The 15,558-nt window shown below is 59.1% G+C and carries 21 protein-coding genes and 1 tRNA gene; 11 read left to right on the forward strand and 11 right to left on the reverse strand.

Going from position 1 to position 15,558, the window contains the following annotated elements; translation table 11 throughout:
• The 3 genes from R6T97_RS00555 to R6T97_RS00565 all read right to left on the reverse strand — a co-directional run.
• On the reverse strand, positions 1-224 hold a 224-nt coding region (locus R6T97_RS00555; RefSeq protein ID WP_410347363.1), incomplete at its 3' end, for an arginase family protein.
• Complete coding sequence (gene speB, locus R6T97_RS00560) at positions 224-1,192, reverse strand: agmatinase (RefSeq protein WP_410347364.1); 969 nt, start codon at positions 1,190-1,192, stop codon at positions 224-226. The genes speB and R6T97_RS00555, both read right to left, overlap by 1 nt.
• A 25-nt stretch (positions 1,193-1,217) precedes the next feature.
• Entirely contained in the window at positions 1,218-2,375 is a 1,158-nt protein-coding gene (locus R6T97_RS00565) for a M20 aminoacylase family protein (RefSeq protein ID WP_410347365.1), read from the reverse strand.
• Positions 2,376-2,438: 63 nt separating this feature from the next.
• Here R6T97_RS00565 and mazG point away from each other — a divergent pair, with 63 nt between their 5' ends.
• A complete protein-coding gene (mazG, locus tag R6T97_RS00570; protein WP_410347366.1) occupies positions 2,439-3,263 on the forward strand; it encodes a nucleoside triphosphate pyrophosphohydrolase in 825 nt (274 codons plus the stop codon).
• Here the strand turns inward: mazG and R6T97_RS00575 are convergent.
• Positions 3,260-5,065, reverse strand: a complete 1,806-nt coding sequence (locus R6T97_RS00575) for an ABC-F family ATP-binding cassette domain-containing protein (RefSeq protein WP_410347367.1) — start codon at positions 5,063-5,065, stop codon at positions 3,260-3,262. The two genes, mazG and R6T97_RS00575, sit on opposite strands and share 4 nt — an antisense overlap.
• A 145-nt stretch (positions 5,066-5,210) precedes the next feature.
• On the opposite strand from R6T97_RS00575, the gene msrB reads away from it, so the two are divergent.
• Positions 5,211-5,603, forward strand: a complete 393-nt coding sequence (gene msrB / locus R6T97_RS00580) for a peptide-methionine (R)-S-oxide reductase MsrB (protein WP_410347368.1) — start codon at positions 5,211-5,213, stop codon at positions 5,601-5,603.
• 75 nt (positions 5,604-5,678) lie between these two features.
• The gene (locus R6T97_RS00585; RefSeq protein WP_410347369.1) at positions 5,679-6,095 is read left to right on the forward strand and encodes a universal stress protein; all 417 of its coding nucleotides are present in this window, start codon (positions 5,679-5,681) and stop codon (positions 6,093-6,095) included.
• A gap of 1 nt (position 6,096) precedes the next feature.
• Here R6T97_RS00585 and R6T97_RS00590 read toward each other — a convergent pair whose 3' ends face one another.
• Entirely contained in the window at positions 6,097-6,564 is a 468-nt protein-coding gene (locus R6T97_RS00590) for an outer membrane protein assembly factor BamE (protein WP_410347370.1), read from the reverse strand.
• Positions 6,565-6,657: 93 nt separating this feature from the next.
• Here R6T97_RS00590 and R6T97_RS00595 point away from each other — a divergent pair, with 93 nt between their 5' ends.
• The 8 genes from R6T97_RS00595 (at position 6,658) to R6T97_RS00630 (ending at position 11,953) form a co-directional block, all read left to right on the forward strand.
• Complete coding sequence (locus R6T97_RS00595) at positions 6,658-7,203, forward strand: YceD family protein (RefSeq protein WP_410347371.1); 546 nt, start codon at positions 6,658-6,660, stop codon at positions 7,201-7,203.
• 164 nt (positions 7,204-7,367) lie between these two features.
• Positions 7,368-7,574, forward strand: a complete 207-nt coding sequence (gene rpmF / locus R6T97_RS00600; protein WP_090198591.1) for a 50S ribosomal protein L32 — start codon at positions 7,368-7,370, stop codon at positions 7,572-7,574.
• A gap of 21 nt (positions 7,575-7,595) precedes the next feature.
• Complete coding sequence (gene plsX / locus R6T97_RS00605; RefSeq protein ID WP_410347372.1) at positions 7,596-8,720, forward strand: phosphate acyltransferase PlsX; 1,125 nt, start codon at positions 7,596-7,598, stop codon at positions 8,718-8,720.
• 2 nt (positions 8,721-8,722) lie between these two features.
• The gene (locus R6T97_RS00610; protein WP_410347373.1) at positions 8,723-9,694 is read left to right on the forward strand and encodes a beta-ketoacyl-ACP synthase III; all 972 of its coding nucleotides are present in this window, start codon (positions 8,723-8,725) and stop codon (positions 9,692-9,694) included.
• Positions 9,695-9,807: 113 nt separating this feature from the next.
• Positions 9,808-10,110, forward strand: a complete 303-nt coding sequence (gene ihfA, locus R6T97_RS00615; RefSeq protein ID WP_410347374.1) for an integration host factor subunit alpha — start codon at positions 9,808-9,810, stop codon at positions 10,108-10,110.
• A 3-nt stretch (positions 10,111-10,113) separates the two neighbouring features.
• Positions 10,114-10,668, forward strand: coding sequence for a MerR family transcriptional regulator (locus R6T97_RS00620; RefSeq protein WP_410347375.1), 555 nt, complete (start codon positions 10,114-10,116; stop codon positions 10,666-10,668).
• A gap of 54 nt (positions 10,669-10,722) precedes the next feature.
• A tRNA-Pro gene (locus R6T97_RS00625) sits at positions 10,723-10,799 on the forward strand.
• 74 nt (positions 10,800-10,873) lie between these two features.
• Positions 10,874-11,953, forward strand: a complete 1,080-nt coding sequence (locus R6T97_RS00630) for a 2'-deoxycytidine 5'-triphosphate deaminase (protein ID WP_410347376.1) — start codon at positions 10,874-10,876, stop codon at positions 11,951-11,953.
• Between the two features lie 16 nt (positions 11,954-11,969).
• Here the strand turns inward: R6T97_RS00630 and R6T97_RS00635 are convergent, their stop codons facing one another.
• The 6 genes from R6T97_RS00635 to R6T97_RS00660 all read right to left on the reverse strand — a co-directional run.
• Entirely contained in the window at positions 11,970-12,158 is a 189-nt protein-coding gene (locus tag R6T97_RS00635) for a hypothetical protein (RefSeq protein ID WP_410347377.1), read from the reverse strand.
• Between the two features lie 45 nt (positions 12,159-12,203).
• Positions 12,204-12,857, reverse strand: coding sequence for an SMC-Scp complex subunit ScpB (gene scpB, locus R6T97_RS00640; protein ID WP_410347378.1), 654 nt, complete (start codon positions 12,855-12,857; stop codon positions 12,204-12,206).
• The gene (locus R6T97_RS00645; protein ID WP_410347379.1) at positions 12,850-13,644 is read right to left on the reverse strand and encodes a segregation and condensation protein A; all 795 of its coding nucleotides are present in this window, start codon (positions 13,642-13,644) and stop codon (positions 12,850-12,852) included. Before R6T97_RS00645 ends, scpB begins: the two co-directional genes overlap by 8 nt.
• A gap of 6 nt (positions 13,645-13,650) precedes the next feature.
• Positions 13,651-14,634 (reverse strand): beta-N-acetylhexosaminidase, encoded by a 984-nt coding sequence (gene nagZ, locus R6T97_RS00650; protein WP_410347380.1) that lies wholly within the window; start codon positions 14,632-14,634, stop codon positions 13,651-13,653.
• Between the two features lie 6 nt (positions 14,635-14,640).
• On the reverse strand, positions 14,641-15,396 hold the full coding sequence (locus tag R6T97_RS00655) for an SPOR domain-containing protein (protein ID WP_410347381.1): 756 nt from the start codon (positions 15,394-15,396) through the stop codon (positions 14,641-14,643).
• On the reverse strand, positions 15,356-15,558 hold a 203-nt coding region (locus R6T97_RS00660), incomplete at its 5' end, for a class I tRNA ligase family protein (RefSeq protein ID WP_410347382.1). The genes R6T97_RS00655 and R6T97_RS00660, both read right to left, overlap by 41 nt.

The following is a 15,558-nucleotide window of genomic DNA, read 5'->3' on the forward strand; positions in this document are numbered from 1 at the left end:
GCAGCACCTGTCTGGAGGTTATAGGGCCGGATCATCGCGGATTGCTCGCGCAGTTGTTTCGGCCCCATCCGTGTGCCTGACCGCCACGAGGTGCCGATATCCATCGGGATACCGATAAACCCCACATCAAGCCCCTCTGACGTCGATGCGTCGGGCAACCGCATGAAGGTCTGGGGCCCCGAAAACCGCGCTAGGTCGTTGCCGGATATTGGTTGATTAGGCATCATTTTTTCCTTTTATTCCATAGCGCAAGGCAGCAAAGCTCCATCGCCACATGCGCGCCTGCTATGGCTGTCGCACCGGTGGTGTCATAGGGCGGAGAAACCTCGGTCACATCACCGCCCACCATGTTGATCCCCGCCAGATCGCGCAACATCGCTGCCGCCTGCCAGCTTGCCAGACCACCCCAGACAGGGGTGCCGGTGCCGGGCGCAAAGGCAGGGTCGAGCGCGTCGATATCAAAGGTCACATAGGTCGGATGATCCCCGACACGGGCCTTGATCTGCTCTGTCACCCAAGCAGTGCCTTTTTCATGGCAACTGCGCGCATCGATATATGGCATTCCCAGATAATCCGCACATTCCGTGCGAATCCCGATCTGGACCGAGCGGGTCGCATCCACCACCCCCAGTTTGACGGCCTTGTACATGAAGGTGCCATGATCAATCCGGTTCATATCATCATCCGGCCACAGGTCGGAATGCGCATCGAACTGGATCACGGAGAGGGGGCCATATTTCTCGGCATATGCGCGCAAGATCGGCAAGGTGATGAAATGATCGCCACCCAAGGTAATCGCGCCACAGCCTTGGGCCAGAATGCCCGCGATATGTGACTGCAGCAACTGCGGCACCCCCGCGACATGGGCATAATCAAAGGCCATATCGCCATAATCTGCGATGGCAAATTCGCTAAGCGGGTCAAATCCGTCCCAGCCATAAGGCGGGTCATAGGGCTGCAGGCTGGACGCTTCACGGATCGCACGCGGGCCAAATCGGGTGCCGGGGCGGTGGGTGACCGCCTGATCAAAGGGCACGCCTGTGACGGCCAGATCATACCCCGCCAGATTTTTCGTATAGGTCCGGCGCAGAAACGATGTCGCGCCACCGAAAGCATTCTCAAAGGCCAGTCCGCGCCGGTCCGTCGCCGTAAATGCCCCATCAACGGCTTCTTTCGCTTTATCGAGTGTCACCAAGCCACCTCATCTACATCTGCGGTCATACGACGGGCAACGCGCGCTCGACCAGACGCGCAAAGAACGAAGCCCCTGCAGGGGCGGCGCCATCGGCAAAATCATAAGCGGGGTGATGCAGGCCCGCGCTGTCCCCGTTGCCGACATACACGTAAGCCCCGGGGCGCTGTTCCAGAAAATAGGAAAAGTCTTCTGCTCCCATATCATACTGGCGCGCATCATCCACATCGGGCGAAATTTCACGCGCCACATCCGCTGCGAAGGCAGTTTTTTGCGGGTCATTGATCGTGGCCGGATAGCCTGCCTCATAATCCAGCACCGCCTGCACATTATAGGCTGTGGCATGGCCTGCCACAATTTCAGGCAGGCGTTTCTGGACCATCGCCCGCGTGTCCTTGGTCATCGTGCGGATGGTCCCGTTGATATAGGCTTTCTCGGGAATGACATTATCGGCAGATCCTGTGTGAATCTGGGTCACCGAAATCACAAGATCATCGTAAGGGACATGGTTGCGGCTGACGATCGTCTGGATCGCATTGACCATGCCGACGGCCGCAACAACCGGATCAGCCGTTTCGTAGGGGTAAGCACCATGCCCGCCGACGCCGGTGATATGGATATGGAATGCGTCCACCGCAGCCAGAATCGGACCGGGCGTGGTGTAGAACGCACCGACCGCATCGCCGGGACCGCTGTGCAGCGCATAGACTTCCTTGATGTCGAACCGGTCCAGCAGCCCTTCCTGCACCATGACCTCACCGCCGCCACCGCTTTCTTCGGCAGGCTGAAAGATCAGCGCGACACGGCCCGCAAAGTTACGGGTCTCGGCCAGATAGCGTGCCGCACCCAGCAGCATCGTGGTGTGCCCGTCGTGGCCACAGGCATGCATCTTGCCAGGAACTGTGGACGCATAGGGCAGCCCTGTTTCTTCCTGCATCGGCAGCGCGTCCATATCGGCCCGCAGACCGATCGTCGGTCCTGTCGCGTTTCCGTTGATAATCGCCACGACACCCGAGGTGGCGATCCCCTCGTGGATTTCATCGACACCGAACGCCTGCAGCTTTTCAACGACAAACTTTGCTGTCTCGAAACATGCGAATTGCAATTCCGGATGCATGTGCAGATGCCTGCGCCACGCGGTCATATCCTCCGCGAAATCGGCGATGCGGTTAATCACTGGCATGTCTGGCGCTCCGGGCTTTGTGGTCTTACGCTGCCACTTGACCGCAACAAGAGGCCCTGTGCAATGCCTGATGACACCCTGATCCACGATCCCGATGGCGGTATGCCGCGTTTGCTGGAAATCATGCGACGTTTGCGTGACCCGCAGACCGGTTGCCCTTGGGATATCGAACAGGATTTTGCCAGCATCGCCCCCTATACGATTGAAGAGGCTTATGAAGTTGCCGATGCGATTGCCCGCAGCGACTGGGGCGAACTGGAAGGGGAGTTGGGCGATCTGCTTTTGCAGACGGTCTATCACACGCAGATGGGGGCAGAGGCGGGCCATTTTACGTTCGAGAGCGTGGTAAAGGCCATCAGCGACAAGATGGTCGCGCGCCATCCGCACGTCTTTGGCGACGAGCCTCGCGACAAATCAGCCCAACAGCAGGTTGCGGACTGGGAACAGATCAAGGCAGCAGAACGCGCAGTCAAGGCCCAGACCCGGACATTGGACGGCGTGGCCACAGGCCTGCCTGCCCTAACCCGCGCGATGAAGCTGCAAAAGCGCGCGGCGCGCGTGGGCTTTGACTGGCCCGACACCACCCATGTGATCGACAAGATCGTCGAGGAAGCAGGCGAGTTGGTCGAGGCGCGCGACACGCTTACCCAAACAGAGATAGAGGAAGAATTCGGCGATCTGCTTTTCGTGGTGGCCAACCTCGCACGCCACCTCGATATCGACCCCGAAACCGCCCTGCGGGGCACCAACGCCAAATTCACACGGCGGTTCGAGGCAGTAGAGGATGCGCTGAAAGCGAAGGGCAAAACCCCCGCTGACAGCGATCTAGCCGAGATGGACGCGCTCTGGGATCAGGCGAAAGCCGTGGAAAAAGCAGGAAAAACTTAACCCGCCTTTTCCTCCAACAAGAGCCACTCTTCCTCGGCGTCAGACAGCGCATTTTGCCGTGCAACCAAAGCATCGGTGGCTTTCTGGAATTTGACAGGGTGCTTGGTGAAAAGCTCCGGGTCAGCCAGCAGTTCTTCGAGCTTGGCAATTTCGGCGGTCAACTGATCTATCACACCCGGCAATGCCTCCAGCCGGTGCCTTTCGGTAAAAGACAGACCTGACGCAGCTTTTTTATCAGCCTGTTTTTCCTTTTTGACCAGTGGTTTGCTGGCCTCTTTTGCTTCGGTAAAATCGCCGCCGCGTTGCGCACGATAGTCACTCCAGCCGCCGGCATAGACCACCGCCTGCCCGTTGCCCTCCATCGCCACAGTCGACGTCGCCACGCGGTCGAGAAAGTCACGGTCGTGACTGACGAGAAGCACGGTTCCGTCGTAATCGCCAAGGATATCCTGCAACAGATCCAGTGTTTCGATATCCAGATCGTTGGTCGGTTCGTCCAATATCAACAGGTTGCTTTCCCGCGCCATGAGCCGCGCCAGCAAGAGCCGTGCCTTTTCCCCGCCCGACAGCGAACGCACAGGTGCGCGCGCCTGTGCTTCGTTGAACAGGAATTCCTTGAGATAGCCCACCACATGTTTGGGTGTACCCCGCACCATGATTTGATCGGATTTGCCCGACACGCCAAGTTCGGGATCGTTGGCAAGGTTTTCCCAAAGCGTCATATCTTCGTTCAGGGCCGCGCGGCTCTGGTCAAACACGGCGATATCAAGGTTGGTGCCCAACTTGATCGTTCCTGCATCCGGTTCCACCTGCCCCAAAAGCATTTTGATCAGCGTCGTCTTGCCCACCCCGTTCGGCCCGACAAAGGCGATCCTGTCGCCCCGCTGCACCGTCAGATCGAAATTCCTGACAATGGATTTCCCGTCGAAGGATTTCGACAGCCCAACGGCCTCGATCACCTTCTTGCCCGATGTGCTGCCGCCATCGAATGCCATTGCCGCTGTGCCTTGCCGCGTGATCTGTCCTGCCCGTTGCGCGCGCAATTCCTGCAAGGCGCGCACCCTGCCCTGATTGCGCTTGCGGCGGGCAGAAATGCCCTCGACGGCCCAACGCGCCTCGGCCTTGATCTTGCGGTTCAGCTTGTGGCGCTGCTGGTCTTCTTCTTCCCAAAGCTTGTCGCGCCACGCCTCGAAATGCTCGAACCCCTGTTCGGCACGGCGCACCTGCCCACGGTCGATCCAGAGAGTTGCGCGGGTCAGTGCCCGCAGAAAGGCACGATCGTGGCTGATCAGGACAAAGGCAGCGCGTGTCGTCTTCAACTCGTTCTCGAGCCATGCAATGGCTTCGATATCAAGATGGTTGGTCGGCTCGTCGAGCAGCATCAATTCGGGTGCCTCGGCCATCAGTTTGGCCAAGGCGGCGCGTCTGCGTTCCCCGCCAGATGCTGTGTTCACGTCGCCCGCGGGGTCGAATTTCAGGCCCTCGGCCACCATTTCGACCTTATAGGCCTCATCGATGTCCAAACCGCTGGCGGCATAGTCACCCAAGGTGGCAAAGCCCGTCATCTTGGGGTCCTGTTCCATATAGCCCACCTGTACGCCCGGTGCGGCCACGCGGGTGCCCTTGTCGGGCAACACAAGGCCCGCCATGACTTTCATCAGCGTGGATTTGCCCGATCCGTTGCGCCCGACCAGCGCCACGCGGTCTGCGGGCTGCACAACCAGTGACAGGTCTTCGAATATCGGATCGCCGCCGAAGGTCAGCGCGATGTCAGAAAGTTGGAGAAGAGGTGCTTTTGCCATATGCGCCAGCTATGTCAGCGTGACGATCTGTGCAAGACCCTCTGTGTCATGGTCCGGAACGCAAATGTCATCTGGCGCGACCTTGGCGAATTTGCTTGGCCGACCTAGATCATAGGGTGACACCGCCAAAAGGAATACAGAAGCAATGGATAAAGTCGTAAAATCAGACGCCGAATGGCGTGCGCAACTCTCGGATATGGCTTATAAGGTCACACGCAAGCACGGCACCGAACGGGCCGGCACGCATGAGGATTTCCCGAAGGACCCCGGCACGTACATGTGTGTCTGCTGTGGCGCGCCCCTCTTTGACCAGGACGCCAAGTTTGAAAGCGGCACGGGATGGCCGTCATTCTATCAGCCTGTCGACGCTGAAATGGTGGGCGAGACCGTGGACCGCAGTTTTTTCATGAAGCGGACCGAGGTGCACTGCAACCGCTGTGATGCGCATCTGGGGCATGTGTTTCCTGACGGGCCGCAGCCAACTGGCTTGCGGTACTGCATCAATGGTGCGGCGCTGGAGTTTGAACCGGAAGAATAATCACCCCGTTGATCAAGATCAGTCTGACGCCGGTGCCATTGGTTTACAGTCTATGTGAAGCAATGGAGAAACCCGATGTATTCACGTATCCTCGTACCGGTTGACCTTGACAACATTCACCAGCTTGACAAGGCGCTCGACCTTGCCGGAAAAACCGCGAAAGAGCACGATGCGACAGTCATCTTTGTGGGGGTCGTTGACGCAGTGCCGACGGCCGCGACCACCACGCAAGGCAGCAAGGCGCATGATTTGCTGGATGAATTTTCCGCCGAACAGGCCTACAAATACGGCATCAAAGTCGCAGATCATGTAGAATTACGCAGTGATGTTCACCTGAATATCGGATCAGAGGTGATCGACGCTGCCAGGAAAACCGACAGCGATCTGATTATCATGGCCAGCCATGTGCCGGGGCTGAAAGACCATATCATTTCTTCAAACGCAGGCTATGTCGCGTCGAATGCGCCGATATCCGTGTTCGTGGTGCGCTGACCTATGGTTCTTCGCCCAGCAGTTGCCCTGCATCCAGACGCCCGAATGATCCCAGAAGCTGGCCAAGGAAGCTCACATCGTTGATCCCGTCATCGGTGACGCGGCGATCGAGCGCCACCACACGCCCGTCCTCGAGCGTGTAGCGCGCGATATTGCGGACACGGTCATTGCTGTCGAAATCAATGGCGAGCACCTGCCGGTCAACCTCTTCGGGGGCAAAGGGACCAAAGCGCCGGAAATGGCTCGTTGCATAGTAGATCGTGTTGTTTTGCAGGGCGCGTTCGGATGTGGGCGGACCGAACAGGCTGATCACCTCATCCTTGGTCGTGGTGCCGACGTTCAGCGTTGCCAGCTCTTGTGCTGGTGGCATGAAACCGTGGTACCGGTCCATCTGCGCGCATCCCGCCGTGATAGCCACCGCAAGGACAAACCCCGTTACCTTGACCGATTTCCCAAGTTTACCTGTCATCGCTCGCATACCCGTCGCCTCTTGCCTTGACGCCGCGCGCCTTTTATCCCCGATACAGTACACCCCGCCACTGTTCAAGAATCGAAAGCAGCAATGCCACAGTTACCCAAATCACATCTGCGTTTGGCCGATCTCGCGACACGCAAGCCGACAGACTTTGAACTTGTGCCGACACCGGATGAGCGCAAGGCCATCGCGGCAGAACTGGGGATACTGGGCATCAAGAAACTGCGCTTTGCGGGTGCATTGACCCCGCAAGGGCGGCAGGATTGGACATTGACCGCCGATCTGGGCGCGACGGTCGTACAAGAGTGCGTCGTGACACTTGAACCGGTGACCACCCGCATCGATGCAAAACTGACCCGTAGCTATGTTGCCGACATGCCCGAAATCGAGGCCGCAGAGGTCGAAATGCCGGTGGAAGACACTGTCGAGGAACTGCCGGAGACACTGGACCTTGCACAGGTGATGATCGAGGCGCTGGCCCTTGAACTGCCGCTTTATCCACGGGCCGAAGGTGCCGCGTTGCCCGATGCTGTTTTCACAGAACCCGGCATAGCCCCCATGACGGACGATGAAGCCAAGCCCTTTGCCGGCCTTGGTGCCCTGCGCGATCGACTTGAAAAGAAAGACAAATAAGCGCCTGACAAGCATGGGCGGAAAAGGGTTGCACATGTAGGGAATCGCAGTATGTTCGCGGCCTCTTTTACATCGTGTCTCGACAGGGCTGTCACAATGGCGTAGGACCCCGCGCAGACGCAACGAAATCAGGGCTGCGGCCCTTTATATCATAGGGTTGAGACATGGCTGTCCAGCAGAACAAAGTATCCAAATCCCGCCGCAACAACCGGCGCGCACATGACTCTCTCGTTGCGGCAAACCCCAACGAGTGTGACAACTGCGGCGAACTCAAGCGTCCGCATCACGTGTGCCCGTCCTGCGGCCACTATGCGACACGCGAAGTGATCGCAGACACAACCGAAATCGACCTCGACGAAGACGCGGCATAAGCCGCGAAAGGCACCAGTGGCATGACACAAGCCCAGACGGACACCGCTCCGACGCAGGGGCATGCTGCAAATCAGGTGCTTTCCGTTGACGCCATGGGCGGAGATCAGGGGCCTGCAACTATTGTTGCGGGTCTTTCCAAGTTCATGGGCAAGGAACCTGCCGCCCGTGCAATCCTGCATGGGCCAAGGTCGGAACTGGCGCGGCTTGTCGCCAAACAGGGGCTTACGGACCGTGTGACGATCCATGACGCGCCGGACGTCGTCAAAATGACGGACAAGCCCAGCCACGTCCTGCGCAGCGGCAAGAAAACCTCCATGTGGTCCGCAATCGAAGCGGTGCGCAGCCATCAGGCCGCGGTCGCCGTCAGTTGCGGAAATACCGGAGGGCTCATGGCGATGTCGATGCTGCGCCTGCGCAAGGCCGAAGGTGTGAACCGCCCCGCAATCGCCTGTCTGTGGCCATCGCTCAATCCCTCGGGCTTTAACGTGATGCTGGATGCGGGTGCCGATATCCGTGCCGATCAGGACGATTTGCTGACCTATGCGCTCATGGGGGCTTCTTACGCCCGCAACGGCCTAGATATCGCGCGCCCACGCGTGGGCCTGCTGAACGTCGGGACCGAGGAACATAAGGGCCGCGCCGAGTTGAAGGTCGCCCACGAACTTATTGGCAATGCTGCTATTATTGGCGATTTCGAATATGTGGGCTTTGTCGAAGGCGGTGATCTGCCTTCGGATAGGGTCGACGTCATCGTAACGGACGGTTTCACCGGCAATGTTGCCCTCAAGACCGGCGAGGGTACCGCGACATTGATCAGCGATCTGTTGCGCAGCGCGCTGATGAAAAACCCGTGGTCGATGTTCGGCGCCCTGCTTGCACGCGGATCGCTGCGCAGCTTGCGCAAACGTATCGACCCACGCCGCGTGAACGGCGGTGTATTTCTGGGCCTGAACCAGACCGTGATCAAAAGCCACGGATCAGCCGATGCAACCGGCGTCGCCGCAGCCCTGCATCTGGCCTACCGCCTCGCCCAAAGCGGTTTTTCAGATAAACTGGCAGCAAGGGTTGCGTCTGCCGCATCACTTGCCCAAGATACCGGGCAACACAATGAGACGGATAGTCTCAATACTAAGGCAGGCAAGTAGGCATGATGCGTCGCGCAGTGGTCAAAGGGGTTGGTCATTACCTGCCCGAACGTGTTGTCCCCAACGCAGAATTTGAAAAAACGCTTGATACGACGGACGAGTGGATCAAGACACGCTCCGGCATTGAGCGGCGTCATTTTGCTGCCGAAGGCGAAACCACCTCTGATCTTGCCATCAAAGCGGCCAAAGCCGCATTGGAAAACGCAGGAATGGACGGAAATGACATCGACGCCATCGTGCTGGCGACATCGACCGCCGACCTGACTTTTCCCTCCGCCGCCACGATGGTGCAAAGCGCGATCGGCAACACTTCGGGCTATGCCTTTGATGTCCAAGCGGTTTGCGCGGGTTTTGTTTATGCATTGTCGAATGCCAATGCGCTGATCGTATCAGGTCAGGCCGACAAGGTGCTTGTCATCGGGGCCGAAACCTTCAGCCGGATCATGGACTGGACGGACCGGTCCACCTGTGTGCTTTTCGGCGATGGTGCCGGCGCGTTGATCCTTGCGGCACAAGAAGGCACCGGAGATAACACCGATCGTGGAATCCTATCGGTCGACCTTAATTCTGACGGGCGCTACAAAGACCTGCTTTATGTGGATGGCGGCGTTTCGACCCAAAACTCCGGCATGGTGCGGATGAAGGGCAGCGAGCTTTTCCGTCATGCCGTCGAAAAACTGGCGAAAACGGCGGATGCCGCGCTGGAAAAAATCGGGCTTGGCGCGGATGACGTGGATTGGGTCGTGCCGCATCAAGCCAATATCCGTATCATCCAGTCGACCGCCAAAAAGCTGGGCGTTGGCATGGACCGGGTCATTGTGACCGTTCAGGATCACGGCAATACCTCTGCCGCATCGATTCCCCTCGCGTTGTCGGTGGGCGTCGCGAGCGGGCAGATCAAACAAGGTGATCTTGTCGTGACCGAGGCAATCGGCGGCGGTTTGACATGGGGCGCGGTGGTAATCCGCTGGTAATCCGCGCGGACACTGTGGAAATGCATTGTTAACGCCGTTTGCCAAGCCGTTGTTATTGACTCTGAATTTACGCCGGGCCTATGCTCACCTGGAAATTGCGAGGGGTGTGCAACATGGCCGATAAGACTTTGACGCGGATGGATTTGGCAGATGCAGTGCACAGTCAGGTTGGACTTTCTCGCAATGACAGCGCCGATCTGGTGGAGAGCGTGTTAAATCATGTCTCTGACAGTCTGGTCTCCGGAGAAACCGTAAAGATTTCATCTTTCGGTACGTTTTCAGTGCGTGACAAGGCCGCACGCGTTGGCCGCAACCCTAAAACCGGCGAAGAGGTCCCAATTCACCCGCGTCGGGTTTTGACCTTCCGCCCGTCACACCTGATGAAAGATCGCGTCGCGATCGGAAACAAAAGCTAAACCATGACCAAAGCGAAAGACGCGTTTCGCACCATCAGCGAAGTCGCCGAGTGGCTTGACACGCCCACCCATGTGCTGCGCTTTTGGGAAAGCAAGTTCAACCAGATCAAACCCGTCAAAGGGGCCGGTGGACGGCGCTATTACCGGCCCACGGATATGGATCTGCTGGGCGGCATCAAAAAGCTTTTGCACGAAGACGGGCTGACGATCAAAGGCACCCAGAAGCTGCTGCGCGAAAAAGGCGTCAAACACGTGGCCAGCCTGGGCCAGTCGATGACAGTGGCAGAGCCGGACGCAGTACCGGCGCCAGCGGCACCTGCACCGGAACCGCAAGCTGTTCCGCAGCAGGACGCACTCCCCTTCGAAACGGCTGCCGCCAATGCCACACCACCGCGCTTCAGTATTGATCTGCCCCTGCCGCCGCAGGGCCTGCCTAAAGTCCCACCGCGCCTGATCGGGCGTGCGCCTGCCGAACCGGCGCAGCTGCAGGCGCGCGCAGCACAGATCGCACCTCTGCTGGCCCGGCTGGAAACGGTCCGTGCACGGATGCGCGGCTAACAGATGCTTTTCGGGCTTGCCCTTGGATGTGTTTGGGGTATGAACGCCATCAGTCGGGCTATGGCGCAGCCTGGTAGCGCGTCCGTCTGGGGGACGGAAGGTCGCAGGTTCGAGTCCTGCTAGCCCGACCAATCATAACCGCCCGCTTGTGCAACCGCACAGCGGGCGTTTTGGTATCTCAATGGGGCCACACGGGGGGAACCAAATGACAAAAGCAGGTGTGCTGGCCGACCATCAGATCCGCGACATGATCGCCTCGGGTGGGATCGCCGCCAAGGCCCCCGTCACAGACGGCCAGATTCAGCCTGCTTCGCTTGATCTGCGTCTGGGCGAAACCGCTTACCGTGTCCGCGCCTCCTTTCTGGCGGGGCGCAGGCGGACAGTGCAAGAACGGCTGCAAGATTTTCAGATGCATGCCGTCGATCTGAACGGCGGTGCCGTGCTGGAAAAAGGCTGTGTCTATGTCGTCCCGTTGATGGAACGCCTGACGCTACCCAAGGGCATGACAGCGGCGGCAAGCGCCAAATCATCCATAGGGCGGCTTGATTTGCTGACGCGTATCATCACCGATCATGGCGTCGAATTTGACCGCGTGCCAGAAGGCTACGACGGCCCGCTTTACGTTGAAATTTGCCCCCGCTCGTTTTCCGTCGTGGCGCAACCGGGCCAGATGCTGAACCAGATTATCTTTCGGCAAGGCAAGACCTTGATGTCAGACGATGATCTGCGCGCCCTTCATGCGCGCACACCAATCGTCTCGGGCGACCCCGTGATCTCTGACGGGCTTGGCTTTTCGGTTGATCTGAAACCGCAAGAAGGCACATTGGTCGGCTACCGCGCCAAGCCCCATACAGGTGTCGTGGACCTGTCAAAACTTGACCACTACGATCCGACAGAGTTCTGGGAAGAAGTGCATACCAAAGACGGTTGGATCATCCTTGACCCCGGCGCGTTCTATATTCTGGTCAGTCGCGAGGCGATTGTCATCCCGCCCATGCAAGCCGCCGAAATGGCGCCCTATCTGGCGATGGTCGGTGAATTCCGGGTACATTATGCAGGGTTCTTCGATCCCGGCTTTGGCTATGCCGAGGCGGGTGGCGCGGGATCACGCGGCGTACTTGAAGTGCGCTGTCACGAAGCACCTTTCGTGCTGGAACACGGTCAGGTCGTCGGACGTCTGGTTTATGAAAACATGGCCGCCCTGCCTGCCGCGCTCTATGGGCGCGAGATCAAGTCAAACTACCAGGGTCAAGGTCTGAAATTGTCCAAGCATTTCAAGTCCTGAAAGACAGCACCCGCCGTTACTTCATGAACCGGCGTGCCGCGCGCATTCCGCGCTGTGCTTTCTGCGCAGTCTGGCTGGCCGCCTTGGCCCGCGCGCGTGCCTCGGGTGTCATATCTTCGGGGCGTTTGCTGCGGTTGGCGACCATGCCGATCCCTTTACGCATCAGCATCCGCATTCCCATGTTGATCAGGCGGTTCAAATTCATCTGCATATCTCCCATCGGCTCTCATTGTCAGGTAAGGCGCAAAACCTAATCTTCAAACAACTCTGACTGATTGTCGTCATCGTCTTCAGACTCTTCGGTATCACCCGGCATACCGGCACCCGGCGGCGGGCGGTTTTCCAGCAGACCGGCAGAGCGAAGTTCCTTCAATCCCGGCAGATCGCGGGCGTTTTCCAGCCCGAAGTGGTCGAGGAACACTTGGGTCACGACAAAGGTCACAGGCCGCCCCGGAGTCATCTTGCGGCGGCCAAAGCGAATCCATTCCAGTTCGATCAACTGGTCGATGGTACCACGGCTCACGCTCACGCCGCGGATTTCTTCGATCTCGGCGCGGGTGACAGGCTGGTGATAGGCCACGATCGCGAGCGTTTCGATGGCGGCACGGCTCAGTTTGCGGGTCTCGACCGTTTCCTTCTGCATCAGAAAACCCAGATCAGGTGCCGTGCGGATCGCCCAGGCATCGCCAATGCGAACGATATTCACGCCACGGCCCTCATAGCGTTTGCGCAGATTTGCAATCGCTTCGGCGGGGTCGCAGCCATGCGGCATACGGCCCGTCAGTTCAGTCACCGTCACCGGATCGGCCGTCGCGAACAGGATCGCCTCGACCATGCGTTCCTGTTCGCCCATTGGCGGGGCCTCGAACAGGCTGCCGTTTTCGGGCGCGTTTGTTTTACTCATCTCCGGGGACTTTCTTGCGGATCTGGATCGGGGCGAAGCTTTCGCCCTGCCGGATTTCAATTTTTCCTTCCTTGGCCAATTCAAGCGATGCAGCAAATGTAGCGGCAGTCGTAGAGCGGCGGCGTTGCGGGTCAACATCCCAGCCGTCGGGCAGATAGCTTGCGAACTCCGTCCAGTCACCGGCAAAACCGATCAGCCCGCGCATACGTTCCAACGCCTGCTCCATCGTCATCACGTGTTGACGGTCCATGACGAAGGGGCGGAAATCATCGCGTGTGCGAATACGCGCGTAGCCCTGCATCAGGTCAAGCAGCGTCGCGGTATAGGTCACACGGCGCACGCGCTGCACATCTTCGGTGATGCCACGGGCAAAAAAATCACGCCCCATCTGGTCGCGGGCCATCAGTTTGGCCGCCGCCTTGCGCATCGCCTCCAACCGCTCAAGCTGAAAAGCGAGATGCGCGGCAAGCTCTTCACCCGACGGCCCCTCCTCGGACGGATCAGGCGGCAACAAGAGCCGCGATTTCAGGAAGGCCAGCCATGCCGCCATCACCAGATAATCAGCCGCCAGTTCAAGCCGCAGTTGCCTGGCCTGCTCCACGAAGGCCAGATATTGTTCAGCCAGCGCGAGGATGGAAATCTGGCGCAAATCGACCTTTTGCGTGCGTGACAGCGTCAGCAACAGGTCAAGCGGCCCTTCAAAGGCACCCACGTCCACGATCAAGGCTTCAGCGACCACGCGCTCGCTGACACTCATCGTGTCTTCCTGAAACTCTTCGCCCTGCATCTGCCCTCAGCCTAAGTGGTGTGCAAGTTCCGCTTCCAGCGCGGCGATGTCAATCTTTGCGGGGGTTTTTCGCATCGCCAACGCGCGATTTGCGCGGGCGGTCGCTTGGGGTGACATCGCACCGGCAGCGGTAGCGACCGCCTGCATCTCTGCCCGCTGACCGTTGCAATGCAGGATCACGTCGCACCCTGCCCTGATCGCCGCCTTTGACCGGTCGGCCATCGTACCCGAAAGCGCCTGCATCGACAGATCGTCGGTCATCAACAGACCATCGAAACCAATGTCGTGACGGATCACTTTCATCATATCAGGGGATATTGTGGCAGGCGCGTCAGGGTCGATATCCGAGAACACGATATGCGCCGACATGCCCATGGGCAAATCATTCAGCGCCTTGAAAGGGGCAAAGTCACGCGCCTCCAGTTCAGCGCGCGAGGCGTTCACCTGTGGCAATTGTAAATGGCTGTCCATGGTCGCACGGCCATGGCCGGGGATGTGCTTGAGCACCGGCAGGACACCACCTGCCAAATGGGCATCAGCGCAGGCACGCGCCGCGGCGATCACCGTTTCCACGTCCCGTCCGTAAAGCCGGTTTTGCAAAACCGGATGCGTGGCGGACTGCGCAATATCGGCAAGGGGCGCACAGTTGGCGTCGATGCCGACATCATGCAGTTCTGCCGCGATCAGCCGGTTGCGGACCCATTGCGCACGGATCGGATCTTGGGCGCGATCCATCTGATCCAGTGCTGGCAGATATTCGCGCCAGTGCGGGCTGCGCATCCGCTGCACGCGTCCGCCTTCCTGATCGATCAGGATCGGGGCATCGCGTTGCACGGCCTCGCGAAGACCGTATGTCAGGCGGCGAAGTTGGTCAGGCGTGTCGATATTGCGGGCAAAAAGAATGAACCCGAGCGGTTGCGCCTCGCGGAAAAAACCCTGTTCCCAGTCGTTGATCTCCGGTCCTTCGGGGCCGAAAATCGCAGCGGTCATAGGCACTTAGTTGACCACGACAGCAATACACTCGGCACCTTCGGCTTGCAGTGCGGCACACAGGCGACGGGCCTCGGCACGATCGGCAAAGCCGCTGGCGCGCAGACGGTACCATGTAGCGCTGCTTTGGTTGCTAACCTGAATGACACGCTCACGTTCACCCATCAACTGGCCAAAACGGGCTTGCAGGCGGTCCCATTCCTCGGCCGCCAGAGCGGGGTTCGGGAACGCGCCAAGCTGCACCAGATTGGTGCCTGCGGGGAAGGTCGCTGTGGTCACGGCGACTTCGCTGGTCGCGGGTGCAACGGCATCGGCGGGCGCAGCAGGGGCCGGTATGTTCAACGGGCGGACGACCGGACGCACTGATGTGGCGACACCGGACACACGCGCGGGAACGCTGCTGGCGGCACTTTGCGGCGCAGGCTCCAAAGCGGGTTCGCTGCTTAACGCGGCCAATTGTGCGGCCAATGCCGTTGCATCATCCGTGATCACAGCAGGCTCCGGCGTCGCAGGTGCCTCGGCAACGGGCTGCGCTGCAAGATCTTCCGGAGCAAGTCCTGCAGTCCGCGGGGCCAGCACCAAACGGTCTTCGGGGCCACCGGCCTCACCCAGCGCGGCCACTTCGTTGACGGACAATCCTTTGTGCGCAGCGACGCCGCCACCGGGATTGTCGGGCAGAACGCGCATATCGCCTTCCAACGCACGGACCACGGGAATACCGCTAACATCGCGCACGATCAGCTTGTAGCCCCAAAAACCCACATATGGATTCGTTTACTTTTCTTTCTTTGAGCCTGTGCCAGATCTCCTCGGTGAGGAAAGGCATGAAGGGATGCAGCACCCGCATCAGCCGGTCGAACAGTTCGATGGTTTTTTCATAAGTTGGCCTGTCGATGGGTTTTTGGTAAGCCGGCTTGATCATTT

This window comes from Yoonia sp., assembly GCF_046498525.1.
Taxonomy (GTDB): Bacteria; Pseudomonadota; Alphaproteobacteria; order Rhodobacterales; family Rhodobacteraceae; genus Yoonia.

Bases quoted from the DNA above. Each gene is read 5' to 3' on its own strand.
- R6T97_RS00565 (WP_410347365.1), bottom strand. From the start codon at position 2,375: ATGCCAGTGATTAACCGCATCGCCGATTTCGCGGAGGATATGACCGCG.
- mazG (WP_410347366.1), top strand. From the start codon at position 2,439: ATGCCTGATGACACCCTGATCCACGATCCCGATGGCGGTATGCCGCGT.
- R6T97_RS00575 (WP_410347367.1), bottom strand. From the start codon at position 5,065: ATGGCAAAAGCACCTCTTCTCCAACTTTCTGACATCGCGCTGACCTTC.
- msrB (WP_410347368.1), top strand. From the start codon at position 5,211: ATGGATAAAGTCGTAAAATCAGACGCCGAATGGCGTGCGCAACTCTCG.
- R6T97_RS00585 (WP_410347369.1), top strand. From the start codon at position 5,679: ATGTATTCACGTATCCTCGTACCGGTTGACCTTGACAACATTCACCAG.
- R6T97_RS00590 (WP_410347370.1), bottom strand. From the start codon at position 6,564: ATGACAGGTAAACTTGGGAAATCGGTCAAGGTAACGGGGTTTGTCCTT.
- R6T97_RS00595 (WP_410347371.1), top strand. From the start codon at position 6,658: ATGCCACAGTTACCCAAATCACATCTGCGTTTGGCCGATCTCGCGACA.
- rpmF (WP_090198591.1), top strand. From the start codon at position 7,368: ATGGCTGTCCAGCAGAACAAAGTATCCAAATCCCGCCGCAACAACCGG.
- plsX (WP_410347372.1), top strand. From the start codon at position 7,596: ATGACACAAGCCCAGACGGACACCGCTCCGACGCAGGGGCATGCTGCA.
- R6T97_RS00610 (WP_410347373.1), top strand. From the start codon at position 8,723: ATGATGCGTCGCGCAGTGGTCAAAGGGGTTGGTCATTACCTGCCCGAA.
- ihfA (WP_410347374.1), top strand. From the start codon at position 9,808: ATGGCCGATAAGACTTTGACGCGGATGGATTTGGCAGATGCAGTGCAC.
- R6T97_RS00620 (WP_410347375.1), top strand. From the start codon at position 10,114: ATGACCAAAGCGAAAGACGCGTTTCGCACCATCAGCGAAGTCGCCGAG.
- R6T97_RS00630 (WP_410347376.1), top strand. From the start codon at position 10,874: ATGACAAAAGCAGGTGTGCTGGCCGACCATCAGATCCGCGACATGATC.
- R6T97_RS00635 (WP_410347377.1), bottom strand. From the start codon at position 12,158: ATGAATTTGAACCGCCTGATCAACATGGGAATGCGGATGCTGATGCGT.
- scpB (WP_410347378.1), bottom strand. From the start codon at position 12,857: ATGAGTAAAACAAACGCGCCCGAAAACGGCAGCCTGTTCGAGGCCCCG.
- R6T97_RS00645 (WP_410347379.1), bottom strand. From the start codon at position 13,644: ATGCAGGGCGAAGAGTTTCAGGAAGACACGATGAGTGTCAGCGAGCGC.
- nagZ (WP_410347380.1), bottom strand. From the start codon at position 14,634: ATGACCGCTGCGATTTTCGGCCCCGAAGGACCGGAGATCAACGACTGG.